Source organism: Nostoc sp. (assembly GCF_036917315.1).
In the GTDB taxonomy this organism is placed as follows: domain Bacteria; phylum Cyanobacteriota; class Cyanobacteriia; order Cyanobacteriales; family Nostocaceae; genus Nostoc.
This window is the reverse complement of the sequence record NZ_JBALDR010000047.1, coordinates 105,647-129,361: the sequence shown is the minus strand read 5'-3', so window position 1 is coordinate 129,361 and position 23,715 is coordinate 105,647. Positions and strand designations below refer to the sequence as shown.

Sequence of the window (23,715 nt, the reverse complement as noted above, 5' to 3'; positions counted from 1 at the left end):
TGCGGAGCCTTTGATGATGGAATATACCTCATTACCGATTAATACTCAGAACAAAGTTCTGCCCCGCCCTGGATTTTTAGAAATTGAAAATTTAGTCAAGTCTTATCCGACACCTGATAAAGAGAATTTTGTCGTTTTAGATGGAGTTAATCTAACGATTGGTGAAGATGAGTATATTTCTGTAATTGGTCACTCTGGTTGTGGAAAATCAACTCTACTAAAGATAGTAGCTGGTTTAGAAAAAGCAACTTCCGGCTCAGTCAGGCTAGATGGGAAAGAAATTCGTCAGCCGGGAGCCGAAAGGATGATGGTATTTCAGAACTATTCGCTGTTACCTTGGTTAACAGTACGAGAAAATATCCGTTTAGCCGTAGATGAAGTGCTAAAAAATGCTAATCGTGCCGAGAAAATTAGCATTGTAAATCAACACTTGGCAATGGTAAACTTGACGGCGGCGGCTGACAAATATCCCGATGAAATTTCTGGAGGTATGAAACAACGAGTAGGTATTGCCAGAGCATTAGCAATTCGTCCCAAAATGTTGCTAATGGATGAACCTTTTGGGGCACTAGATGCACTAACTCGTGGCAAATTGCAGCGGCAGGTATTGGATATTTGGGAAAATAATCGTCAAGCAGTGATGATGATTACCCACGATGTAGACGAAGCAATTTATATGTCCGATCGCATCGTTTTGATGACCAATGGCCCAGCTGCTAATATCGGGGAGATTTTAGAAGTTCCTTTTGAGCATCCACGCGATCGCGCCGCTATGCGAAACTCAAAAGAGTATTTTGAACTCCGCAACCACGCCTTAAATTTCCTGGATCGATATTTTGCCCAAGACGAGTAAATTAGATTATCATTTTTTTAGTGGGTAGCCTAATTCAAATTCATGAAAGCTGGATTTGGAACGGAGGAACCAATGTTTGGGGCTAATCTTGCAGAGAGCGGCTAACAGCACTTCTAAAAGAGAGACACCTTCCAGTCTTAGCCCGTCAGCTAACTCCGTAGGCAATGGAAGGAACCCCCAAGACTTTGGCTGTAATACAGTTATTATTGGGGTTTCCTTGACTGATTTAAGATTTGAAATTTTGGTTATCGTCACTCAATCTAAAATCCTTCGACTGAGCGTAGCATAAGTCCAAAATCTCAAATTGGTCGCCCTGCTTCTCATTGCTAATTCATTTCATTAGGAGAAGTAAAGCTGTGCAAATCAAGCCAATGTTAGCACGTCTGCAAAGTGCCACAGGTCGAGATGACTTAATTGAACAAATGGTACTGTTGCCAGAACCAAACAAACCTTTTTCTAAAAAACCTCAAAAGGCGAAAACAATTAATCTAATTGTTGCTTATGACGCATCTCCCAACAGTCATACGGCATTAGATATTGCATTTTGGATTGCCCATCAAACGCGTTTGGCCACCAATACAGAAGTTACAGTTCAAGCCGTTTATGTAGTAGAAGATAATCAAACCAATCAGTATCCAAATATCTTAAGCTTTCCCCAACAACAGTCTTCATTAGAATGTGAAGTCAGTGAAGGATCGAAGTCTGTGACACAGGTACTAACTCAACCTAAATTACAGACAGCGATCGCTCCTCTACAACAAGCAGATATAATTCTCTGGCAAGCCCGGAGTCTGGCTGAAGAATGGCAGGGTTCTTTCAAATCTCATTTACGGTTTGGCTCCATTTCCACAGAACTTAACAAAGTTGTTGAATCAGAAAGTGCCGATATTCTATTTTTAGGTTGCAACTCTGTCAATCATCCAATGATTGAAGCTCTAGGTTCTAATTTTCCCTGTGCCGTTTTAGGCATTCCCAGTTGTATTGAGGAATAATTGCTGTTGGAAATTTCAGTAATTTGTATCAAATTTTGATCGTAAAAAAGTCACTTACAAGCAGGTGACTTTTTTGCTACTCAATAAATAAACTTTGAGAGGTAGTACGTGGAAAACTGGCAAGCATTTATAGAAGCCAATGCAATAGTGCTAAGAGGATGTTTGAAAAGTTTTCATCTCAGTAAGAAAACGTTCTAGATCCCCCTAAATCCCCCTTTTTAAGGGGGGCTAGGGGGGATCAGTTAGTGCCCAAAATCACAGCCAACCACTTTTCAAATAACCTCTAAGGCTAAAAAATAAATAAAAATCTGTAGGTTGGGTTTTGTTCCTCAACCCAACCTACGAATTAACAATCTTGGTAAATTTGCCAAATTGGTGCAATGTTGTAGTGTCTCTGAATGAGAAGCGCTATAAGCACTTAAGTACTTACTACAAAAATATCTTAACCTGTCATAATGTTTTTGACAGACGACTAGTAGCCAATCAGATGTAAAACATCGCGCAGAACGCTATAACCAGCTAAATCCCAAAGCAAATAGGCAAGAAAGCCAATAGCTGCCAAGCGACCATTCCAAATTTCCGCTTGAGGTGTCCAGCCAAACAAAAATGCATTGCGGTCTATGCCGTTGTATTCTGGTGCAACAGCTGGTAAATCAGTAGAAGAACGAGTTTCTTGAGTTGCCATTTTTTTCTCCAATATCTAACAATTTTTCAAGTGTTTAATGTTTCTAGTAGCCAACTATGCGTAAAACGTCACGAACAACGCTATAACCAGCTAAATCCCAAAGCAAATAAGCTAGAAAGCCAATAGCTGCCAAGCGACCATTCCAAATTTCCGCTTGAGGTGTCCAGCCAAACAGAAATGCATTGCGGTCTATGCCGTTGTATTCTGGTGCAACAGCTGGTAAATCAGTAGAAGAACGAGTTTCTTGAGTTGCCATCTTTTTCTCCAATATATAGCGATTTTTCAAATGTTTAATGTTTCTAGTAGCCAACTATGCGTAAAACGTCATGAACAACGCTATAACCAGCTAAATCCTAAAGCAAATAGGCAATAAAGCCAATCATTGCAAACAGTTCCAAATTTTGGTTTGAGGAGTTAGGCTAAACAGAATCTCATTGCGATCTTTGCGATTTCATTCTGTTAGAAATAGTGACAGGTCTCTGGAGGAACGAGTTGCCATTTGTTTGTTTATCCTTAACCATTCATTTGTTAACTTTAATGTAGCTGTTTATAACTAGACTTATTTCTGTCTGTGGGTACAAACCACAGGCACTTCTTCTGGACGATTATCAGAAACGTATTTTTTTAGATAAATACACCTTGAGAGGGTAACAAAAATAAATATGTAAATAAATGTAAATTTATCAACGACGAAGTATAATTTAAAGAAAATCAAACGCTAAAAATAAGCAATTAGAAATTAAAAATTAGCTAGCATAATTAATAATAAGTGGCACTTGGATTAAGATCGTTACCAAGAGATAATAAAAGTTATATCTTCCGCTGGATAGAGCTTTCAGCCCTTGGAGAGATGCTTTAAACAGCTAAATTCTACGATTCTGATCTAAAGAGTTAGGTATTGCCATAGGTACAAACATAATAAATACTAAGAGTTACTTCTCAAGAAATTCTTTATTCCCCAAATTTAAACCTTAGAAGAAGGAAATACAATGTTCCAAAGTACGGAAATCATGGTGGGACTCTACAAACCACTATTGTGGTTAGCACAGGTTCCAGTAGAATCCTCAAACGTCACGCCAGAACAGGCATCAGTTCTCATTTCTGGACCGCGCTTTTTTGTGGCTTTAATCTCCGGGGTGATTCTTGCCTTTGCTTTCCAATTAGTTCTAACTAATCTCTCCCTTGCAGCCGGTATTTCCTACCTGGGGCACTCATCTGATTCGGATTCAGATAATAATGGGGAAGTCGGAAGTTTGGGCGGCAGCATTCGCAAAATCGGCACAGCAGTGGGGATTTGGACATTAATCACTGTGACTGTCGCCTTATTAATTGCTTCTTATCTAGCAGTAAAATTGAGCCTTGTAATCTCAGATCGGGGATTGGGAGCGATTCTCGGTTTGGTGATTTGGGGTGCTTACTTTTTGCTCCTAGTTTGGGTAAGTTCCACCACCGTAGGCTCCTTAATTGGCTCAGTTGTCAATACGGCAACATCTGGCTTTCAGGCGATTATGGGGACTGCTACTGCCGCACTAGGTGCCAAAGCTGTCAATAGCCAAGTGGTAGCCACAGCTGAAGCCGCCGCCGCCGCTGTCCGTCGAGAACTAGGAAGCGCCATTGACCCCGTAAGTATCCGGGAAAACATTGAAGATTACTTAGAAAAGATCCGTCCTCCAGAACTTGATGTGTCAAAGATTCGGAGTGATTTTGAAAATTTACTCAACGATCCGCAACTAAAAGCGATCGCTGGGACTCCAGATATCCGCAACATCGACCGCCAAAAGTTTATCGAGTTAGTCAGCAGCCGCACCGATCTTTCCAAAAAAGACGTTAGCCGCATTGCTGATACCTTGTATAAAGTTTGGCAGCAAGTGGTAAGTCAGCAACCACCCACCGAAGACCGTTTGGGTGAGTTGATGGATTATCTGAAATCACTTCCACCAGGACAAAGCAAAACAGACGAACTCAACGCCAAGTTGGAACGGTTATTAGCAGAAAAGGGTGGTTCCAAAGAATCTGACCAAAAAACTGCTACCGGGCCAATTCAAAGTACACTCCAGCAAGGATTATCTGCTTTAACCGGCATTGTGTTGGGACGCACAGATTTGTCTGATTTGGATGTGGAAAAAATCTTGGGTAGTCTTACTAGCGCTAAAGATAAAGTCACCCAACAAGCGGATAAGTTAGGCTTGCCAACACCATCACAACCCTATAGCCCAATTCGGTCTGATGTTGAAAACTATCTGTACAATACTTATGCTTGGCAACTGAGTCCAGAAAGAATTGCCCAGGAATTTCATGATGTCATCTACGATCCAGCCGCCGACCCTGGAATCGTCCGTAGGGAACTAGAACGACTATCCCGCAATGATTTCGTCAAAATTCTGCAACAACGGGGATTGCTGACTCAAGGTCAAATTCAGCGCATTGCCAATCAGCTAGAAACTGTCCGCCAAGAAGTGCTAGTAACAGTCAGAGCTATTGAAGAAAGAGATATCGTCCAAGACTTGCAACGCGCAGTAGAAAGTTATCTGCTCGTTACTCCCAAGGCAGATTTGACAGCCGAAGGCATTGAGCAGAATTTTAAACCACTGTTGGAAGACTCAGAGGCAGATTATGAAACCCTGACATTGCGACTAGCACACCTTGACCGCCAAGAAATTCGGCAGATACTGCTACAACGTAATGATGTCCAGTTATATGAAGTAGATAGCATTGTCGATGAGTTGGAAAAACAACGCGATCGCGTCTTGGTAGAATCCAAAGGACTAGCAGAACAGGCACAATATCAAGCAGAAACCCTGTGGCTAAATGTAGAATCATATCTGCGTAACACCGGCAAATCAGAACTGAATCCTGATGGCATCCGCGCCGACTTCAAAAAGCTACTAGAAGATCCGCAAGCTGGAATTAGCTCAATTCGGGCACGCTTGTCTCGCTTTGACCGCGATACCTTAGTGCAATTGTTGAGTCAACGGGAAGATTTGAGTGAAGATCAAGTTAATCAAATTATCAATACTACTGAAGAGTCGTGGTACAGTATTCGCCACACACCCCAAGCTGTAGTCGAGAAAGCTAAAGAGCAATACGATTCTGTGACGACAACGATCGCAGATTATCTCCGAAATACTGGTAAACAAGAACTCAATCCTGAAGGTATTCAGCGAGATTTGACCAGATTGTTTGAAAATCCCAAAGAGGGAGCCGTCGCACTGCGCCGTCGCTTGTCGCAGGTAGACCGGGATACACTAGTGAAATTGCTCAGTCAACGCCAAGACTTGAGTGAAGAACAAGTCAATGAAATCATTGATTCCACCCAAACTTCGATTCGTAACTTTGTGCGTGCGCCTCGTCGCCTAGCTAGCCGTACACAACAAAGAGCAGAAACATTCAAAGCTTATCTGGAAGACTATCTGCGCCAAACAGGTAAAGAAGAACTCAATCCTGAAGGTATCAAACGCGACTTGCAATTATTGTTGCACGATCCGCGAGTTGGAGTAGAAAGTTTTGGCGATCGCCTTTCCCAGTTTGACCGTGATACCATCATTGCCCTGCTAAAAATTCGGGAAGATATTTCTGATGAAGAAGCAGCACGGATTGCCGATAATATGGTGTCCGTAAGGGATCAATTTGTCGAACAAGTACGAAGCATTCAACGGGGCATTCAAGATGCAATTGATGGGGTTTTCGCCCGCATTCGTAACTATCTCAACTCCCTGGATCGCCCAGAACTTAACTATGATAGTATTAAGCGCGATATTCGCACAGTTTTTGACGATCCCCAGGCTGGTTTCGATGCCCTGCGCGATCGCCTGTCCTCCTTTGACCGTGATACCCTAGTGGCAATTATGAGTTCTCGTGAGGACATCTCCGAAGCAGATGCCAACCGGATCATCGACCAAATTGAACGGGCGCGCAACACAGTATTGCAACGTGCAGAACGCATACAGCACGAAGCCCAACGCCGGCTAGAACAGGTAAAGCATCAAGCACAGCGGCAAGCAGAAGAAACCCGCAAAGCCGCAGCTACAGCAGCGTGGTGGCTGTTTGCCACAGCATTCGTCTCCGCGATTTTCTCTGCATTAGGAGGAGCGATCGCTGTAGTTTAACAAGTTGTCTCCGCTAACTTTTCAGCCTCCCACTCTGGGAGGCTTTTCTATTTTAAGGATGTAGAGAAGAAAGTAAATAAAGAAACACGTATTGGCGAATTTTGTGTGTGAAAGTATGTCTTTCAATATAGTTATATATGAATATCCTTTACCGATCTAATCTCAGCAATTAGATGGGTGAAAATAGAATTGCTTTAATGTTCTAATATTATTAAATAACTTGCAATCAAACCTCAGCCTATAATCAATAAATCGCTCCGTAATTTTTGCAAGTTAATAACTATTACCTAAGTAGCAATCTCAAACAATGGAAAATACATTAGTTGATAAAACCTTCCGTGACAGCAATGGCAAAATTGTTTTGGCTGAAATGCCAAACCCACCACTGATTCTTTGGATAGTAGCTAGTTTGCTAACCCTAGTTTTTACCAGTGGTAAAATCAATACAGTATTAGACTTTTTGGCAAATGGCGCCTTGTTTACTTGGGCGTGGATGGAGCTATTTCAAGGCGTTAATTATTTTCGCAGAGCGCTAGGTCTTGCCGTATTGATTGCTATGATTGTATATAAAATTCAGTAAAACTAAATAATTAAGTAACAAATAATACTAACAAAAAAGGAGTTTCTCAACTCCTTTTTTTTGTCCAAAGTTCCAAATGTGAATAAAGTCATACTGAAGTTATGACTTTATTCCACTGTGTTTTCTGATTTAGTATTTTAAACTCAGAGCAATACAGCAAATCAATTAACTCGTGCAACAAACAAAACTTCCTGTAAAGTTAACAGGTAAGAATATCTGTTCACAAATTATTGATAAATGCTGTATAAAACTCAAAAAATTAATTGATGGAGATTTGAACATGAAACGTATTTTATTAGCTACATTACTTGCTCTCCCATTTGCAATTTCCTCCTTGCCGTCACAAGCATCAGCAGCAGAAATCATTGTTAGACCCAATGTTCATAGAGCTGCTTTTGTGCGTAGACCTGTTGTCGTTCGATATCAACGAAAGTTAATTCCTGCACATTGGGAAACAGTACGACGCGGTAACAGGTGGGTTAAAGTTAGAGTTCCTGCTCGTTATGTAAATGTCAGAGTTTAATATCTAAATAGAGGCTAACAACTTTAGTTGTTAGCCTTTATTAGTTAAAATTTTATTGCTGAATAAGACTTAGAAGTAAATACAGGTAGCTGACATAAGTCAATTTAATCAACATGAATATATATCAAAATTCTCAGTTTTTTAAAAAACTTTTGATATTTATATTAGGAATTAGTTTAGTAACAGCCTGTGATTCCATTCAGGCTGATGAAAAAAGTATAACTAAAGATAAAATCTTGACTGGTGATAATTACGGAGAACTATACGATCAAGATAAATTACGTACTTACTATTTTTACACTCCAAAATCTTATCATCTAGACCGCTCGATGCCGTTAGTTTTAGTGTTTCATGGAGATGATGGTAATGGTCAATCTATCAGTAATGTGACCCGCTTCAATGAATTAGCAGAGCAAAAAGGATTTATTGTTGTTTACCCAGATGGAATTGACCAAAAATGGAGTCTTAGAAGTAACGCTCAAGGAAAAGTAGATGATGTTTTGTTTGTCAGTGCTTTGATTAATCATCTTCAGCAGCAACTTAATATTGATAGTCATAAAGTTTATGCCACCGGTTTTTCTAGAGGTGGCATACTTACCCAAGCACTGGCTTGTAAGTTACCCGATAAAATTGCTGGTTTTGCATCTGTAGCTGGTTCGCTCCCAGCCAGACTCAAACCTAGTTGCCAGCCGGAAACTCCCATATCGATGTTAACAATCAACGGTACAAACGATCGCGACGTACTTTATGAAGGTGATGACCACACTCAACGAGGAGCGCTGGTTTCGATCTCAGACATGGTACAGTTTTGGCGATCGCACGATCGATGTACTTTATCAAATGTATCTCCGAATTTTTCTGAAGATAAAGTGAAAACCGCTATCTACACGGGTTGTAGTGGCAACTCCGAAGTCTGGCAGCTAGCGGTAGTAAACGGTGGACATTTCTGGCCTGGTGGTTCTTCAACTGACGAGAACCTAAACAAATTCAATGCCAAGCTGGGGCTGAACGCCAGTGAAACAATTTGGGACTTTTTTCAGCGTCACAGTTCATGAGTAGCTAATTTTTTAAACACCATTTTCCTTAAACCATGCCAAGAGGCGTTTCCAACCATCCTGAGCTTCTTGCTCGCGGTAGGAAGGGCGATAATCGGCAAAAAATGCGTGGGGTGCATTGGGATAGACAATAATTTTAGATTTGCTGCTGCTGGACTTTAAGCGATCGCGCATCTGCTCTACTGTATCAAGAGTAATACCTGTATCCTTGCCACCATAGAGTCCGAGAATGGGGGCTGTCAGTTTTGATGCAATATCAACGGGATACTTGGGCTGAAGTTCGGTAGCATCGCCCACAAGTCGTCCATACCAAGCTACACCAGCCTTCACCTGGGGATTATGTGCAGCATATAACCAGGTAATACGACCGCCCCAGCAGAAGCCTGTAATTCCCAATTTTTCGCCATTACCCTTAGCTGACTTCTTTGCCCACTCTACCGTTGCATCAAGATCGGACAACACTTGGGCATCTGGTACTTTGGCGACAATTGGACGAATTTCGTCTATATTGCTTAACTTCGAGACATCGCCTTGACGCACAAATAATTCGGGTGCGATCGCTAAATATCCCAACCGAGCAAAGCGACGAGTGATATCCTGGATATGCTCGTGTACGCCAAAGATTTCCTGGATTACCAGAACGATGGGGAAATTATCACCAGTAGCTGGTGCTGCTCTATAGGCAGGAATTTCGCCATCTTTGACGGGAATTTTTACTGCACCAGCTACTAAGCCCTTGGCATCAGTAGTGATGACTCCGGCAGAAATGGGTTGTACTGCCAGGGCAAAACCTGTCGCCACTGTCGCTGTTGCAATAAATTTGCGGCGCGTTATTTCTTTCATCATCTCTACGTTGAATTACTAAGTTCCTTTATATTCAGGTTACTGTATGGTCAAATGCGCGGAGGGGTAGGTGTACAAATTTCATACCCGAAAAAAAGTGCTTCTATCTCAACACCAACAAGCGTTTCACCCTAATAATTGTCCAAATTCATCCGCGCAATCTCTGAAATGCTTGCAAAAATTGAGTTTCAGCTTTCAACCTTTCCCGACACTCTTCCCAAAGAAATTCTCTAATGCTATGATTGCTCTAGAATCGCGCAACCGCACCTTGAAAACTAAATATAGCTTGGCTTTCAGGCTCCCGCTATTGCAATTAATCAAAATCCCTATTAGGGATTGAAACACGGAAAGCACGGAGGTGCATGAGGTAGCGGAAAAATTGCAATTAATCAAAATCCCTATTAGGGATTGAAACAACAAGCGTTCTGCTGCCAATTCTTGAGAGATTGCACCATTGCAATTAATCAAAATCCCTATTAGGGATTGAAACAGAACACGAATAGAGCATGTGAGAGTGTAAATCATTGCAATTAATCAAAATCCCTATTAGGGATTGAAACGTTGAAATATACAATTTAGATAAACCTGCTGAAGCATTGCAATTAATCAAAATCCCTATTAGGGATTGAAACTTTAGGTCTTACTGCTTGATTAACTATAGGCATGGATTGCAATTAATCAAAATCCCTATTAGGGATTGAAACTGAAAATTGCAGAGTCGCCAGATGATTTTAAAATTGATTGCAATTAATCAAAATCCCTATTAGGGATTGAAACGGCAAACTTCACCAGCAAGAATGAGCGCTCTAAAAAATTGCAATTAATCAAAATCCCTATTAGGGATTGAAACACTGGCACTATCATCCAGTACACAGAATGGGTACACATTGCAATTAATCAAAATCCCTATTAGGGATTGAAACCAGACAGACACAACCCTGAACATTCAAAGTTTTATTGCAATTAATCAAAATCCCTATTAGGGATTGAAACGTAATCGTGGGAAGTGTTTAACTACACTCCCACATTGCAATTAATCAAAATCCCTATTAGGGATTGAAACGATCATTACACCAAGCAATGAGGCTAGAAGCGGATTGCAATTAATCAAAATCCCTATTAGGGATTGAAACGACCGAATTCTTCTGCTGCCATTCAAACCGATAACTCGGAAATTGCAATTAATCAAAATCCCTATTAGGGATTGAAACTCGATCCCCTTGTAGGCTACTTCCTCCGTTTTTCATTGCAATTAATCAAAATCCCTATTAGGGATTGAAACTCATGTAGTGTATATCCCGCCAAATCAAAAGATTATTGCAATTAATCAAAATCCCTATTAGGGATTGAAACTCTAGATTATCAGAAGAAATCATAATACTGTTGGATTGCAATTAATCAAAATCCCTATTAGGGATTGAAACTATCCAAAGCTTTGGGTGCAGAGGAACTAGATAATCATTGCAATTAATCAAAATCCCTATTAGGGATTGAAACTTATGTGCGAAAATGGCGATCGCGTTTTCAGTTGAATTGCAATTAATCAAAATCCCTATTAGGGATTGAAACCTGGGTGCTGATCCTAACTCGGTTGCACAACGCTATATTGCAATTAATCAAAATCCCTATTAGGGATTGAAACAAACTTATACCCGCATTGAGGGCACTTGCCAGTAAATTGCAATTCATTAAAATACTTATTAAGGATTAAAACATTTTTTACCGCCTACCTGTTTTCCAATCTTCTCCACCGGATAACTGAGTTAAATTTTCAGCTAAAACTGCGGGTAACTCCTTAGCTGAATAGGAATAAGTTAGCGCCAAAAACTTCAATGCAATCTGAATAATTTGGTTCCTATCCACTATTTCAGACAGTTGGAATTGATTATATACTCCATTCATTACTTCATCACTGGCATCAGCGATCGCATCTTCAATCACTTCCTCTTCTATCAAACTCTCCCACTCATCTAAATTAATATAGTAAGATTTTTTATTATCTTTGATATTAAGACTTTTAATTTCTCGGATTGAATTACGAATAGAATTTGCCCATGAACCAGTTAATCGTTTTTCTACTTGGTTCTTAATCAAATGAATCAGCAAAATCCTTAAATAAGCTTGGATATTCCGCAGAATAGCTTGTTTACTCATGCCTTCTAATTCGTCTACAATTGCTAAGGCATCTGCATAACGTCCTTCCAAAATACTCTTTTTGAGGTCTATTAGTTCCTGCGTCACTTTTTCTTTGCCTACCTGCTTAAGTACTATATAAAAACAACCTATACTTTATTAATAGCAGAGTCTCTTAGAGGATGTTTGAAAAGTCCTTTTCTTGGTAGCAAAACGTTCTAGATCCCCCTAAATCCCCCTTAAAAAGGGGGACTTTGAAAGGTTTCGCCCCCCTTTTTAAGGGGGGTTGGGGGGATCAATAAGTGCCTAAAATCACAGCCAACCACTTTTCAAACAACCTCTTAGCTGCCATTAATAAAGTAATATTGTTCACTTATTCGCCTGTATCACTTGCAAACTTCCACCTGCATATAAAGTAGACTTACTCACTTCAAAGCCAGTCTTAGCTAACAACTCAGCTAAATCAGTTTTCAGTAATTCCCAAGCTGTTTCTGTCTCAAACAACAACAAAAATACCGATATCCCAGGCCAAAATATCGGATTTGTCGGAGCGTGAAAATCCACCAACGTAAACACTCCTCCTGGCTTCAGCACCCGATAAACTTCATTAATAATTTTTCGTAATTGCTGAGGCTGCATCTCGTGTAATGCAACGCTGGTATGCACCACATCAAATAGATTATCTGCAAATGGCATTTCCTCGGCAAAAGCTTCTACATAAGAAGCTTCCGGTACATTTAGCCGCGCCCGTTGCAAAGACTTTGGTGAAGCATCCAAACCTGTTACGTTTTGTGAATTTTTTACTAAAAACTCCGTCGTTTGACCACTACCACAACATAAATCTAAAACCTGAGAATCTGAGTGAATTGTTAAGCCTTGCAAAGCAAGTTGCCGAAAACGGGCTTCACCACCTACACTTAAGGCTGCTAAACGAGAGATACCATCATATAACCACTGATAGCGGTAACTCCAATCTCTTAAAATTGTTGCCATTGCATATTTCCTTGCTATTAAGCTTTATATTTAATAAAGATATATTGTTAACATTAGTAAAAAACCTGAAAAGATTGGGGGAAAGTAACTGCTATGGGTCGTGTAGGCGTCTTATTACTCAATCTCGGTGGCCCTGATAAGCTAGAAGATGTAGGGCCGTTTTTGTACAATCTATTTTCCGATCCGGAAATTATTCGCCTACCATTTCGCTGGTTGCAAAAGCCCCTAGCCTGGTTTATTGCCACGCGGCGAACCAGAACATCTCAAGAAAATTATAAGCAAATCGGTGGTGGTTCCCCATTGCGGCGGATTACAGAAGCCCAAGGGGAAGCTTTAAAAGAACAGTTAGGTTTTTTGGGGCAAGAAGTTAATATTTACGTGGGAATGCGTTATTGGCATCCCTATACAGAAGAGGCGATCGCACAGATTACCCAAGATAAGGTAGAACATCTGGTAATATTACCACTATATCCCCAGTTTTCTATCAGTACCAGTGGTTCCAGCTTTCGGCTTTTAGATAAGCTTTGGCAAGAAGATCCAAAACTTCAACCGATTGATTACACCGTCATTCCTTCTTGGTATAAACAACCAGGCTATCTTCAAGCAATGGCGGAACTCATAGCCCAGGAACTTGAGCAGTACGCTAACCCGGATGAGGTTCATATATTCTTCAGCGCTCACGGCGTTCCCAAAAGCTATGTTGAAGAAGCAGGCGACCCTTACCAAGTGGAAATTGAAGAATGTACTGCGTTGATTATGCAGACTCTTAATCGGCCCAATGTCCACACCTTAGCTTATCAAAGTCGTGTCGGCCCAGTAGAATGGCTCCAACCCTATACTGAAGATGCCCTCAAAGAACTAGGCGCAGAAGGTGTGAAAGATTTGGTTGTCGTGCCAATCAGTTTTGTCTCAGAGCATATCGAGACACTACAAGAAATTGATATTGAGTATCGAGAAGTAGCCGAAGAAGCAGGAATTCACAACTTCCGCCGCGTACCGGCTCCTAATACCCATCCAGTATTTATTAATGCACTAGCCGAATTAGTGATTGATGCGCTGAGAAACCCCAGTTTCAAGCTTTCGCAAGCTGCCCAAATGAAAAAGATGGTAAAGATGTACCCTCAAGAGCGTTGGGAGTGGGGTCTGACAACTAGTGCTGAAGTATGGAATGGTCGGATTGCGATGCTGGGTTTTATTGCCTTAATCGTAGAGCTGATTACCGGTCACGGTTTCTTGCACATGATTGGGCTGTTGCAGTAAATGAAAAGAGTTGGGAGTTAGGAGTTAGGAGTTAGGAGTTTTCCTCGCTAACTTTTAACTTCTATCTTCATTCCTAACTTTTGTGCCGATACCAGTCATACCACTGCTTCGCACTACGAACTGCAAACCAGAGCAGTATCAAAGCAATTACTCCTCCTTGCCAGGGAGCATCAAAGGCAAATAGTACTAGAGCAATGCACAAGGTATCTTGAAGGAAGACTGCCCACAACGGTAAGCCACGTAACCGATAGAACCAACCAATTTGGACGAGTTGGAGTACCAAAGCTAATAAACCTCCAATTATGGCAATCAGCCAGTTTGGGGTTGCTGTTGCTGTAGCAACTCCTAACCCCATAATTGCGCCTACAAGGGGAGACATGAATAACTGAACCACTTGGAGCAATCTTTGCCCCCAGAGCTTTTTTGAGGCTAATAATTCAATTAATGACCAACTGGTGAGGCAACATAATAATATTGGTGGAGAAATGTGAGATAAAATTGGAACTTGTGACCACAAGTTGCTACCCTGCAATAATCCAATAATTAGCAAAGGTATGCCTATTCTCATTCCTGCTGCCGCAGAGGCAGAAAGTGTGGCTAGGATTTCAATCATCAAAGCACTCGTAATATTAATAAATAACTAAGTATTTGTTATGTATACTACCCAGTGCTGGCAATAATTCGAGCATCAAACAGATTGCAATATTAAATTTTGTTGGTATCTTTATATATATTTTTTGATAATATCTGCGTATTTTTTGGGTAACAGGTTTGTAGTGAGCGCTTAAGCGCTCACTACAAGCAAATTAATCCTAAATACCTAATCGTTGGTAAACTTCTTCTAAGTGCCGCAGATGTTGCTGGGGGTCGAAACAAATCTCTAGTTCTGCCGAAGACAATTTTTGGGTAACACGCGGATCTTTGCTAATCAAGTCTTGGAAGTTTCCTTCTGGCTGATTCCAAGCGGCGTGAGCGCTTTCTTGAACGATCGCATAAGCATCTTCTCGGCTGCTTCCCTTGTCTATTAAAGCCAGTAACACTTTTTGGCTGAACACAACGCCGCCATAACAGTTAAGATTCCGTTTCATGTTCTCAGGATAGACCAACAGGTTTTTGACCAAATCGGTTATTTCTGACAACATAAAATGCGTCAAAGTACAAGCATCTGGCAAAATTACCCGTTCTACAGAACTGTGAGAAATGTCTCGCTCATGCCATAAAGCAACGTTTTCTAAAGCTGCACCAGCATGACTTCTGACGAGTCGTGCCATTCCCGTCAGTCGTTCCGAACGGATGGGGTTGCGCTTGTGTGGCATGGCTGAGGAGCCTTTTTGACCTTTGGCGAAGAATTCTTCAACTTCCAAAACGTCTGTTTTTTGTAGGTTGCGAATTTCTACAGCAAAGCGTTCGATGGTTGCAGCTACCAAAGCTAATTGTTGCACGTAGTCGGCGTGGCGATCGCGGGAAATAACTTGGGTTGAGGCCGTATCGGGTTCGAGTCCGAGTTTTTGACAAGCGATCGCTTCTACACGCGGTTCAATATTGGCATAGGTTCCCACTGCACCGGAAATCTTACCCACAGCGATCGTTTGGCGGAGTATTCTCAGGCGTTCTTGGTGTCGCAACACTTCTGCTAACCAACCAGCTAGTTTAAAACCAAAAGTAATCGGTTCAGCGTGAATACCGTGCGATCGGCCAGCCATCACTGTATGACGATGTTCCCGTGCTTTTTGGCGAATTACCTGAATCAAATCTTCCAGACGTTGCAATAAAATATCCAGGCTGGCAACTAATTGCAGTGCTAAAGCCGTATCCAAAACATCCGAACTAGTTAAACCCAGGTGAATGTAGCGTCCGGCATCACCAACATATTCATTGACATTTGTCAAGAAAGCAATGACATCGTGGCGGACTACAGCCTCAATTTCCAGCACCCGTTTTGGATCGAAATCTGCCTTGGCCTTAATTTCCTCAACCGCTTCAGATGGAATGTAACCAAGTTCAGCTTGAGCCTCACAAACAGCAATTTCCACTTGCAGCCAAGTTTTTAGTTTATAGGCTTCACTCCACAGATTAGCCATTTCGGGTAAAGTATAACGCTCAATCACAGTTCGGCACAGAATACAACCGTCATATTTTACAGTCTAATTAATGTCTAATTAATGTAGATCGCTTTTTAACGCTACTTTTTGCTCAGGGACGGAACTAGTTTTTGAATCGGACATGATAATACTAATCCTGCCGTCAGCCTCTATATACGCGAACTTCACATCAGCTAAAAATTCTACACCTTGCTGACGTAACTTGCTCATCAACTCATCATCTGTAATTAACTCTCGTTGCAGATGGCGCTCAATCATCCGCCCATTTTTTACCAATAGCAGCGGTGGCGGATTCAGGAAACGTTGGAACTGGGGAAGTTTGTAACCCAACCAGTTCAGCAAGTAACTCCAAAAAATTACTGTTCCTACCAGGATAGCGCCTTCAGTAATTGATGTGTAATTACTTGCCATAGCATTTTGAGCAGCTTCTGCAAATAGCACAACTACGAGTAAATCAGTAATTCCTAATGTTCCTAGTTGTCGGCTAGGAAGTAGTCTTAGCACTGAGAACAGCGCTAAGTAAACTAGCGATCCGCGGATAATCAACTCAAAGATGCTGATGCTAGGAATAAAAATTGCTTGCCAATTGATAAAAAACCATTTTTCCATTAGCACTGATTTTCTTCCTTGTTCAATAGACTTCTGAAAAAAATACAGTATAAAAAGGAGTCAAAATTCAGAATTGCTGAATACTTTACTCATCAACTGTGGCAAGAATAACTAATTGGCTGCACTGGATATTAGATACTTCTATATCTATCAGATTTACAAATATAAATCTCCAGCAATAAAGGATTAAAAACGCTGATTTTTTCTTCTTTGCTTTAAGCGTTTGGGCTTTCTAAAATACTGAAAGAAGCGATTAATAAAGCGAGAGGATGGTTTTTTATTAGTCGATGCTTGTTCTCTTGGAGCCTTGCCATTATAGTTTGTGTTATCAGATATATGTACAGCATTTTTAGTTGGGACTATACCGCTTCCATGCCTTCGGGAATAAACTTGAGTAAATTCTGCACCGAAGAAAAGAATTTGTGCGGCATAGTTAACCCAAGCTAAAATCACCACCAGTGAACCAGCAGCACCATAGGTCGATCCAAAGCTGCCATTACCCAAATATTGTCCTAATAAAAATCTCCCAATAGAGAACAAAACGGAGGTGAGAGAAGCCCCAACTAAAACATCACTCCATGCAATTTTGACATCTGGTAGAACTTTGAAAATTAGTCCGAACAGCACTGTTGTGATTGCAAAAGAGATGATTAAATTGGCAATCTGCCAGATGAAATCGAAACCTGGCAACAAGTTACTAAAGTACGTTACTAATGTTGCTAATATCGTACTAATTACTAGAGAAACTAAAAGTAAAAAGCCAATTCCGATCACCATTGCAAAGGACAAAACGCGGAGGCGAATCATATTATTTATGCCACGTCCAGGTTTGGGTTTCACTTCCCAAATCGTGTTCATGGCATCTTGCAACTCAGTAAATAAGCCTGTAGCACCCACTAGTAGAACTAGGACACTAATAATCGAAGCGATCGCTCCTGTCTTTGGTTGGTTAGCATTTTTGATGGCTGTTTCGAGAAACTTTGCGCCATCTACCCCGACTAAACCTTGAATTTGTCCGACAATTTGACCCCTTGCCGCTTCCTCTCCAAATACTGCACCTGCGATCGCAATTACAATAATTAGCAACGGTGCAATAGAAAAAATCGTGTAATAAGCTAACGCCGCCGCTAACCGTGAGGCTTTATCGTCACTCCATTCTTTGAATGTCTCTTGTAATAACTTCCAAATTTCTTGCAAATTCATCCAATCAGTCTCCTTCTAGGGAATGTTGCTTAGTCCCTGATATATTGGATACTGATTTACTGAGTTTTGACATCCTCCCAAGGGTATTTGTGAAGCGTTCTTGGGGAAGAATTTAGATTTTTTTAGTGAGATGACAATGCGATGTCTACGGTGGGATACGCCTACGCGCCAATTGGCGATAATAAAGATGCGTTGATGTTTGATCGAAGCAATGACACAGACCAAAGCGATTACCACTCTTGAGGATGCAGAAAATCGATTTGGTTTTGTCCGTGTTGAAAACGAGCAATTTTTCCCAGAGTGGTATGAGGGATTGTCTGAAATTACAGAAGCGGAAAAAGCCTCTGTGGATGTCGTGCGCCGCAGGTATATCTATCACCGTGCTGGAGGTGATTTACTAGAAGGGACAGTCATCTTATTGCTGGTGTCACCAATACTTGCACTCTCTGGATTTTACGATCCCCCTTTCAGAATTAAGGCTGAATCATCTGTGGAACTAATTCTGGATGATGGCGAGGAAATACTACGCGGACGGATTGATATTTTAGTGTTACAAGATCGGTTATGGGTGATGGTGTTGGAGTCAAAAAAAACCACACTCTCAGTTTGGTCGGCTGTACCGCAAGCTCTAGCTTATATGATGGCTAACCCCAATCCCAGGAAACCTGTGTTTGGGATGGTGACGAATGGAGACGATATTTTATTTGTCAAAGTGACGCAAACAAATACACCACAGTACGATTTGTCAAGAGTTTTTGCTCCGTTTGTATCCGCGAGAAAACTGTACGCCGTTTTGCAAATTCTCAAGCGTATTGGTCAGTTGATTTCTCCTACGTCTTAGTTGTTTGAAAAGTATCAAGCTGTATAAAGATCCCCCCTAACCCCCCTTAAAAAAGCTATCCATTACCCGGATCTTTCTTAACATTTGCGAGAGTATTGACTCAGGTTTTTATAACCCTGATTCGTTCGTTGTTCATTCTCAATAAAAACGCAGTTTTAGCGAGAAGATTAAAAGCTAATTTGTCAAGTATACCTAAATTCTCAATGTCTAAGAAGGTTATAGAACATGGGTTTCAAGATTGTAAAGAAAGATGTGGGTAACGCATAGCTTAAAAAAGGGGGGAACCGGAATCAAAGTCCCCCTTTTTAAGGGGGATTTAGGGGGATCTTCTAGTCTATTTACCTGAAAATAGCTATTATTACTGCATTCTATCAATTGTGCGATATTGAATTGCTTCCGCTACATGATTGGTTTGTAGCTCATCTTCTCCCGCTAAATCTGCAATAGTTCGTGCTACTTTGAGAATGCGATCGCTTGCTCTTGCCGATAAGCCTAATTTTCTAATTGCTGCTTCTAATAAATTGCGGCTAGGATCGTCTAACTTGCACCATTTTTGGAGATGACGACTTTGCAAATGGGCATTGCAACGCAGATTTACTTCTCCTTGGAAACGGGTAATTGCGCGATCGCTTGCTTGTTGCACTCGTTCGCGTACTGATATTGATGTTTCTCCCGTCGGTTGTTGGGTAATTTCTTCTGGTTTCAAACGATTCACCGCAACTTGTAAATCAATTCGATCCATCAACGGGCCAGAAAGTTTTGCCCAATATTGCTCGCGTTGGCGGGGAGAACAAGTACATTGTTGGATCGTATCGCCATAGTAGCCGCAAGGACAGGGATTGGTACTTGCAACTAAAGTAAACTGCGCGGGAAACATTACCGATAGTTTGGTACGGGAAATTGTCACATAGCCATCTTCTAGAGGTTGACGCAGAAATTCCAACACATCTCGTTTAAATTCTGTCAACTCGTCTAGAAATAAGTTACGTTTTTAAGTTTAAAATTGACTCACAATCTACAGTCTTTTCATGAAAATCATTGGTTATGCGAGAGTATCGAGCAGAGAACAAGCAGAAAACTCCCATGCTCTAGAAATGCAATGCGATCGCCTCAAGGCTGCTGGGGCTGAAGAATTATTGATTGACATAGAATCAGGAAGCAGGAATGACCGAAAATCATTTAATAAATTGATGGATTTAGTGAGGCGTGGTCAGGTCAAGGAAATTGTTGTTACTCGTCTTGACCGACTGACGCGATCGCTCCCAACTCTTAGAAGTACTATTGATGACCTGCAAAAACACGACTGTAATCTACGAGCGCTTGATGACAGCATTGATTTGAAGACTGCGGCGGGTAAATTTCACCTGAATATGCTGGGGGCGCTGGCTGAAATGGAAGTTGACCGACTTTCTGAACGGGTTCAGCATGGCTGGCAGCATCTCCGCGATCGCAAAGTGGCGATGAATCCACCCTTTGGTTACACAAAAATAAATGACCAGCATCAGCTAGATTATTCGCCGTTTCTGTGCCTGATTAATGAACGCCGAGAAATATCAAAGGCTGAAATTGCTCGTGAAATCGTTGATGCTTTGTTCTCTAGAAAAACCCTGCGGCTGGCACTAAGGGAAATCAATGAACGCTATGGAATTCAGACTTTTGCCCACAATAACAAAGCTGGTGAGAAGAAAAAGGGTGGTCGTGTGGCTCAAGGTGTTTTTAAATTTAGCCCAGGTGGTTTGAGAAACTGGCTTTTGAATCCGGTACTACGCGGGCATCTGCCTTACTTAAGAAGGGATAGCGATCGCTCACAAATCCATTACGATACTCATCCCGATCACAAACTAATCTCGGATGATGAATCTAGAGAAATAGAATCTATTCTTGCTCATAATCAGCAATTTAAGGGATATGGTAGTACTGCCCTTAAATATCCCTGTTCTGGCCTTGTTTTTTGTGCTGAGTGCCGAGCTTCTTGCTATTCGCTTAGTGGAGCAAACAACTATCACAAAGCTAAAAAAATGGGCATTCCGCCAGACATGAACTACTATTTTCAATGCAAAAACTGGCGGCTGAGAAGCTGTAATAACAAGAAAGTTATCAGGATGGAGATTATCGAAGCTGCTGTAGTTGATTCACTTACCAAGAAAGCAGCCCAAATCGCCGCTATTGCTCAAACTGTAACTAAACCTGCCATAGAACCCGAATCCCCGGAGATCCAAAAACTACGGAGCCAACTTTTTCAACTTCAGGAGGCAAACGCGATCGCTCCCAATGATGCAATCAAAACAGCAATCGCCCAAATCGAAAGCCAAATAACGCAACTACGTTATTCGTTATCCAAATCACAGGAAATTAACACTGCTTCTCATGAATTGTTACTGTGGGCATTTTCTGATGCCGAACTTTGGATGAATGCCAGCAATGACGACAAAAAAAGGGTTTACCGGGAATTGATAGAAGCTGTGGTTGTCCAAGATGGTCAGGTAGTTGAGGTCAGGCTGAAAATTTGATGTGTGGGCTATCGCCGTTTCTCAACTATTACAATAGTGCAGCATCCTAAAATTCAGTAATTAAACGAATTAATAAGACTTTCGTGCTTTTTCATCCATGCACTATGACAACTAATTTTCAATTGACCTGAACGGATATCGGGGATTGGGTATTAGAGATTGGGGAGTTGGGGGTTAGTTTGGACTATCAACTTACGCACAGGTAGCATAAAATAAAACCGCAGAGAACACAGAGTACACGGTGAAAAAAGAATTTCAGAGAGTTTTTGCATAAGTCCTATCTATGCAGTGACACCGGCCCGATTCTTGCATCGAAGCATCGCGTCTCAGGTAGCAAACTAGCTCTAGCTGTAAATTCATATTTCCCATTCTCTATTCCGATTTCTTGCTTCTCGCTTCTTGTTTGTTATTTGTCGTTTTAAACCGACTAACACGATTGGCTTTGTAATCAGCGATTGTCGAGAGGGTTGCTACTGCACATAAAAGTAATTTAATTCCATAGCGATGTCTAAAAATTTTTTCTATCAGTTGATGGCACTCAGTTCTTAGTTGTTCTCGTTTCCGCCAAAGTGCTTCTTCATCAATATAGTGATTGTGTGTTTTCACGCTGCCTCTTTTATTTCTGCCAATTCGACTAGTGCTTCTACAAGTTCATTTCTGCCTATAAAGTTTTCGTCAAATTCCACAGAATGTTTTGCAAGTTCAGCAACAGTTTCTAGCTGTCGGATGTATTCAGCAGTTTTGCGCTCTAAGTGAGCGATCGCCAGCCTATTCAAAAGTTGGGGAAAAGTTTCAGCCACGCTATTCCTCCTTTGGTAAAGCAATTGATAATCCAAGTTGAAGCATTTCTGTGCGGCTTAGAAGCTGGCATTTAGTTATTCTGTAAGAACCAAACAAAATGCTTTTGTCTCTGCCATCAAGTTGTAAATACTGGTGTTCACATCCCCAATAACCAACAATTTGCGCCAAACAACCTTCCGTTCTCACCCAATAACCAAGCGGAAATCTTTTTTCTAGTTGATTGAGAATTTCTGTTTTTGCCTGTGGCTCACAAGCTTCTTTGTTATCATTATCCATCTTTGAAACTCTCAAATTTAGATATCTTCTTGACAAATTTCTTCTTCTTTTGCTTGAAAATTATCTAATTCAAATTGCACCTGTTCTTTTCTCAGTTGCACTTCACGCTCATCGTTCTCTGTCCGCTTATAAATTTGATTAGGCATTGCCCTTTTTTGAGCTAATTCTTGAATGTTTAAAAATTTTTGCTTTACTGTGTTGTTCCAATCTTCGCGGCTGATTCTATCCAATTCACCACAGATAGCAGCCGTTAATCTCATATCTAAGTTGTCTTTGAGGTGCATCCATTTAGACCCCTCATAGCATTTAAGTCTTTGGCAGACAGGGATGCGATCGCGATCGCAGTCGTACTCTGGAATTACCAAGTGAACTAAGTGTGGATGAATTCTCCCCGTATCTTGACAACAAAAACAGTTCCAACTTGGTTTCCAGATTTCTTTATCAACACCATCACCACTTCTTGCTCGGTTAACTCGGCTAGGAGGTAGCTGTGGAAGCGGATCGCTCATGTTACCTCCGCTTTGTCCAATACGCCGCTACATCTAGCCCAATCAAAAAACTCTTGGCGTTCTGGGTTCTGGTCGCCGCTTTCGTAGATAAATGCCAAAAACCCGCTTTCGATTATTTGGTTTACCCACTCCTGTGTTCTGGGGTCATCTTCCCATCTTCGATTTTCTGCTTGTGAGGTCTTTCCTTGCCTCCTCAAGTTTTTCTCCCATTCCCCACGAATTTCCTCCCAGTGCCGTTTTACCCATGCTTCAGGTAGCTCTGGAGGTTTGGGTAGTTTTTGGGCTTTCTCTAGTCCAAAATTCAAAAAACTCTCTCTCTCAGATGGTGAGAGAGAGTTGATAAATATTTGATAAATATCTGAAGAGAAGCTGAAATCATTGCTGGATAAAGATTTCGGCTGGTTAAATTCTACGTTTGGAGAATTAGTTTCTATGTTTGGAGAATCGCTTTCTACATTTGGAGAATTGCTTTCTACGTTTGGAGAAACTTCAATACCTGACTGGATTTCGACTACATTTGATTCAGGAATCCACAAGTCAAGCCCAGCGATCGCCTCCCAATTCAGCCGCCCCTTGAGCTTCAGCTTGCTGATGGCTTTGTAGAAGGTGCTGACTCCAATGCTTAGTTCAGCACAGAAAGCTTCGATATGTTTGACTCTCAGCTTTTGACCTGGCGCTCGGTAAATTCCTACCGTGTAGTAAACAAGTCCAGTTGCCGTGATAATGCCGTCTTTATAGTCCTGAATGGCTTTACCCAGCGATAAACGGTAATGCTGGTTGGTATTTGGCAGTGTCATGTGTGCCTCTTCAACTACAAATCCCTTGAAACTTGCTTCAAAGA

23 protein-coding genes, 1 pseudogene, 1 CRISPR repeat array and 1 riboswitch are annotated in these 23,715 nt (G+C 41.3%); of the genes and pseudogenes, 9 read left to right on the top strand and 15 right to left on the bottom strand.

Annotated elements, in window-relative coordinates; genetic code table 11:
- Positions 1 to 16: 16 nt before the first annotated feature.
- Positions 17 to 853: an ABC transporter ATP-binding protein gene (locus V7K84_RS21090; protein ID WP_334840951.1), complete on the top strand. Its 837-nt coding sequence runs from the start codon at positions 17 to 19 to the stop codon at positions 851 to 853.
- Between the two features lie 16 nt (positions 854 to 869).
- Positions 870 to 1,032: riboswitch (cyclic di-AMP (ydaO/yuaA leader) on the top strand.
- Positions 1,033 to 1,224: 192 nt separating this feature from the next.
- A complete protein-coding gene (locus tag V7K84_RS21085; protein WP_334840949.1) occupies positions 1,225 to 1,845 on the top strand; it encodes a universal stress protein in 621 nt (206 codons plus the stop codon).
- A gap of 472 nt (positions 1,846 to 2,317) precedes the next feature.
- On the opposite strand, the gene V7K84_RS21080 is transcribed toward V7K84_RS21085, so the two are convergent.
- Positions 2,318 to 2,530 carry a high light inducible protein gene (locus V7K84_RS21080; protein ID WP_322692597.1) on the bottom strand — a complete coding sequence of 71 codons (213 nt, stop codon included), beginning with the start codon at positions 2,528 to 2,530 and terminating at the stop codon, positions 2,318 to 2,320.
- A gap of 43 nt (positions 2,531 to 2,573) precedes the next feature.
- On the bottom strand, positions 2,574 to 2,786 hold the full coding sequence (locus V7K84_RS21075) for a high light inducible protein (RefSeq protein WP_334840881.1): 213 nt from the start codon (positions 2,784 to 2,786) through the stop codon (positions 2,574 to 2,576).
- A gap of 733 nt (positions 2,787 to 3,519) precedes the next feature.
- On the opposite strand from V7K84_RS21075, the gene V7K84_RS21070 reads away from it, so the two are divergent.
- From V7K84_RS21070 to V7K84_RS21055, 4 genes are all read left to right on the top strand, one after another.
- Positions 3,520 to 6,636 (top strand): MFS transporter, encoded by a 3,117-nt coding sequence (locus V7K84_RS21070; protein WP_334840880.1) that lies wholly within the window; start codon positions 3,520 to 3,522, stop codon positions 6,634 to 6,636.
- A gap of 307 nt (positions 6,637 to 6,943) precedes the next feature.
- Positions 6,944 to 7,216: a hypothetical protein gene (locus V7K84_RS21065; RefSeq protein WP_094350424.1), complete on the top strand. Its 273-nt coding sequence runs from the start codon at positions 6,944 to 6,946 to the stop codon at positions 7,214 to 7,216.
- Positions 7,217 to 7,388: 172 nt separating this feature from the next.
- Positions 7,389 to 7,739 carry a hypothetical protein gene (locus tag V7K84_RS21060; protein ID WP_334840878.1) on the top strand — a complete coding sequence of 117 codons (351 nt, stop codon included), beginning with the start codon at positions 7,389 to 7,391 and terminating at the stop codon, positions 7,737 to 7,739.
- 113 nt (positions 7,740 to 7,852) lie between these two features.
- Positions 7,853 to 8,794 (top strand): extracellular catalytic domain type 1 short-chain-length polyhydroxyalkanoate depolymerase, encoded by a 942-nt coding sequence (locus V7K84_RS21055; RefSeq protein ID WP_334840876.1) that lies wholly within the window; start codon positions 7,853 to 7,855, stop codon positions 8,792 to 8,794.
- A gap of 12 nt (positions 8,795 to 8,806) precedes the next feature.
- Here the strand turns inward: V7K84_RS21055 and V7K84_RS21050 are convergent, their stop codons facing one another.
- The 3 genes from V7K84_RS21050 to V7K84_RS21040 form a co-directional block, all read right to left on the bottom strand.
- The gene (locus tag V7K84_RS21050; RefSeq protein ID WP_334840947.1) at positions 8,807 to 9,637 is read right to left on the bottom strand and encodes a dienelactone hydrolase family protein; all 831 of its coding nucleotides are present in this window, start codon (positions 9,635 to 9,637) and stop codon (positions 8,807 to 8,809) included.
- 306 nt (positions 9,638 to 9,943) lie between these two features.
- Positions 9,944 to 11,351: direct repeats of the CRISPR family, unit length 37 nt; unit sequence ATTGCAATTAATCAAAATCCCTATTAGGGATTGAAAC.
- A 5-nt stretch (positions 11,352 to 11,356) separates the two neighbouring features.
- Positions 11,357 to 11,878, bottom strand: a complete 522-nt coding sequence (locus tag V7K84_RS21045; protein ID WP_334840875.1) for a DUF29 family protein — start codon at positions 11,876 to 11,878, stop codon at positions 11,357 to 11,359.
- A 261-nt stretch (positions 11,879 to 12,139) separates the two neighbouring features.
- Positions 12,140 to 12,763 (bottom strand): class I SAM-dependent methyltransferase, encoded by a 624-nt coding sequence (locus V7K84_RS21040; RefSeq protein ID WP_334840874.1) that lies wholly within the window; start codon positions 12,761 to 12,763, stop codon positions 12,140 to 12,142.
- Positions 12,764 to 12,856: 93 nt separating this feature from the next.
- Between V7K84_RS21040 and hemH the strand changes: the two genes are divergently transcribed.
- Positions 12,857 to 14,023, top strand: coding sequence for a ferrochelatase (gene hemH / locus V7K84_RS21035; protein ID WP_334840873.1), 1,167 nt, complete (start codon positions 12,857 to 12,859; stop codon positions 14,021 to 14,023).
- A gap of 73 nt (positions 14,024 to 14,096) precedes the next feature.
- Here the strand turns inward: hemH and V7K84_RS21030 are convergent, their stop codons facing one another.
- The 4 genes from V7K84_RS21030 to V7K84_RS21015 all read right to left on the bottom strand — a co-directional run bounded on the left by V7K84_RS21030 (position 14,097) and on the right by V7K84_RS21015 (position 17,937).
- Positions 14,097 to 14,636, bottom strand: coding sequence for a DUF4126 domain-containing protein (locus V7K84_RS21030; RefSeq protein ID WP_334840872.1), 540 nt, complete (start codon positions 14,634 to 14,636; stop codon positions 14,097 to 14,099).
- Positions 14,637 to 14,835: 199 nt separating this feature from the next.
- Positions 14,836 to 16,131, bottom strand: coding sequence for an adenylosuccinate lyase (purB, locus tag V7K84_RS21025; RefSeq protein ID WP_334840871.1), 1,296 nt, complete (start codon positions 16,129 to 16,131; stop codon positions 14,836 to 14,838).
- 51 nt (positions 16,132 to 16,182) lie between these two features.
- The gene (locus V7K84_RS21020; RefSeq protein ID WP_094350414.1) at positions 16,183 to 16,734 is read right to left on the bottom strand and encodes a DUF421 domain-containing protein; all 552 of its coding nucleotides are present in this window, start codon (positions 16,732 to 16,734) and stop codon (positions 16,183 to 16,185) included.
- A 186-nt stretch (positions 16,735 to 16,920) separates the two neighbouring features.
- Complete coding sequence (locus V7K84_RS21015; protein WP_292724100.1) at positions 16,921 to 17,937, bottom strand: YihY/virulence factor BrkB family protein; 1,017 nt, start codon at positions 17,935 to 17,937, stop codon at positions 16,921 to 16,923.
- A 211-nt stretch (positions 17,938 to 18,148) separates the two neighbouring features.
- On the opposite strand from V7K84_RS21015, the gene V7K84_RS21010 reads away from it, so the two are divergent.
- Complete coding sequence (locus tag V7K84_RS21010; protein WP_334840870.1) at positions 18,149 to 18,778, top strand: type I restriction endonuclease; 630 nt, start codon at positions 18,149 to 18,151, stop codon at positions 18,776 to 18,778.
- A 358-nt stretch (positions 18,779 to 19,136) separates the two neighbouring features.
- Here the strand turns inward: V7K84_RS21010 and V7K84_RS21005 are convergent.
- A pseudogene (locus V7K84_RS21005) lies at positions 19,137 to 19,760 on the bottom strand (ATP-binding protein); the annotation flags it as partial.
- Between the two features lie 46 nt (positions 19,761 to 19,806).
- Here V7K84_RS21005 and xisF point away from each other — a divergent pair.
- Entirely contained in the window at positions 19,807 to 21,288 is a 1,482-nt protein-coding gene (gene xisF / locus V7K84_RS21000; protein ID WP_334840869.1) for a fdxN element excision recombinase XisF, read from the top strand.
- 372 nt (positions 21,289 to 21,660) lie between these two features.
- Here xisF and V7K84_RS20995 read toward each other — a convergent pair whose 3' ends face one another.
- From V7K84_RS20995 to V7K84_RS20975, 5 genes are read right to left on the bottom strand one after another with little or no spacing between them, the layout of a single operon-like run.
- The gene (locus V7K84_RS20995; protein WP_334840867.1) at positions 21,661 to 21,894 is read right to left on the bottom strand and encodes a hypothetical protein; all 234 of its coding nucleotides are present in this window, start codon (positions 21,892 to 21,894) and stop codon (positions 21,661 to 21,663) included.
- Entirely contained in the window at positions 21,891 to 22,088 is a 198-nt protein-coding gene (locus V7K84_RS20990) for a hypothetical protein (protein ID WP_334840866.1), read from the bottom strand. The genes V7K84_RS20995 and V7K84_RS20990 overlap by 4 nt, the downstream gene beginning before the upstream one ends.
- Position 22,089: 1 nt before the next feature.
- Positions 22,090 to 22,365, bottom strand: a complete 276-nt coding sequence (locus V7K84_RS20985; RefSeq protein WP_334840865.1) for a hypothetical protein — start codon at positions 22,363 to 22,365, stop codon at positions 22,090 to 22,092.
- 17 nt (positions 22,366 to 22,382) lie between these two features.
- Complete coding sequence (locus V7K84_RS20980; protein ID WP_334840863.1) at positions 22,383 to 22,874, bottom strand: hypothetical protein; 492 nt, start codon at positions 22,872 to 22,874, stop codon at positions 22,383 to 22,385.
- Positions 22,871 to 23,671 (bottom strand): hypothetical protein, encoded by an 801-nt coding sequence (locus V7K84_RS20975; RefSeq protein WP_334840862.1) that lies wholly within the window; start codon positions 23,669 to 23,671, stop codon positions 22,871 to 22,873. Before V7K84_RS20975 ends, V7K84_RS20980 begins: the two co-directional genes overlap by 4 nt.
- Positions 23,672 to 23,715: the final 44 nt, after the last annotated feature.

Excerpts from the sequence above, each read along its gene's own strand:
- V7K84_RS21090 (WP_334840951.1), top strand. The coding sequence starts at position 17 with ATGGAATATACCTCATTACCGATTAATACTCAGAACAAAGTTCTGCCC.
- V7K84_RS20975 (WP_334840862.1), bottom strand. The coding sequence starts at position 23,671 with ATGACACTGCCAAATACCAACCAGCATTACCGTTTATCGCTGGGTAAA.
- V7K84_RS21020 (WP_094350414.1), bottom strand. The coding sequence starts at position 16,734 with ATGGAAAAATGGTTTTTTATCAATTGGCAAGCAATTTTTATTCCTAGC.
- V7K84_RS21055 (WP_334840876.1), top strand. The coding sequence starts at position 7,853 with ATGAATATATATCAAAATTCTCAGTTTTTTAAAAAACTTTTGATATTT.
- V7K84_RS21075 (WP_334840881.1), bottom strand. The coding sequence starts at position 2,786 with ATGGCAACTCAAGAAACTCGTTCTTCTACTGATTTACCAGCTGTTGCA.
- V7K84_RS21085 (WP_334840949.1), top strand. The coding sequence starts at position 1,225 with ATGTTAGCACGTCTGCAAAGTGCCACAGGTCGAGATGACTTAATTGAA.
- V7K84_RS21015 (WP_292724100.1), bottom strand. The coding sequence starts at position 17,937 with ATGAATTTGCAAGAAATTTGGAAGTTATTACAAGAGACATTCAAAGAA.
- V7K84_RS21030 (WP_334840872.1), bottom strand. The coding sequence starts at position 14,636 with ATGATTGAAATCCTAGCCACACTTTCTGCCTCTGCGGCAGCAGGAATG.
- V7K84_RS21050 (WP_334840947.1), bottom strand. The coding sequence starts at position 9,637 with ATGAAAGAAATAACGCGCCGCAAATTTATTGCAACAGCGACAGTGGCG.
- hemH (WP_334840873.1), top strand. The coding sequence starts at position 12,857 with ATGGGTCGTGTAGGCGTCTTATTACTCAATCTCGGTGGCCCTGATAAG.
- V7K84_RS21065 (WP_094350424.1), top strand. The coding sequence starts at position 6,944 with ATGGAAAATACATTAGTTGATAAAACCTTCCGTGACAGCAATGGCAAA.
- xisF (WP_334840869.1), top strand. The coding sequence starts at position 19,807 with ATGAAAATCATTGGTTATGCGAGAGTATCGAGCAGAGAACAAGCAGAA.
- V7K84_RS20980 (WP_334840863.1), bottom strand. The coding sequence starts at position 22,874 with ATGAGCGATCCGCTTCCACAGCTACCTCCTAGCCGAGTTAACCGAGCA.
- V7K84_RS20985 (WP_334840865.1), bottom strand. The coding sequence starts at position 22,365 with ATGGATAATGATAACAAAGAAGCTTGTGAGCCACAGGCAAAAACAGAA.
- V7K84_RS21080 (WP_322692597.1), bottom strand. The coding sequence starts at position 2,530 with ATGGCAACTCAAGAAACTCGTTCTTCTACTGATTTACCAGCTGTTGCA.
- V7K84_RS21070 (WP_334840880.1), top strand. The coding sequence starts at position 3,520 with ATGTTCCAAAGTACGGAAATCATGGTGGGACTCTACAAACCACTATTG.
- V7K84_RS21040 (WP_334840874.1), bottom strand. The coding sequence starts at position 12,763 with ATGGCAACAATTTTAAGAGATTGGAGTTACCGCTATCAGTGGTTATAT.
- V7K84_RS21010 (WP_334840870.1), top strand. The coding sequence starts at position 18,149 with ATGACACAGACCAAAGCGATTACCACTCTTGAGGATGCAGAAAATCGA.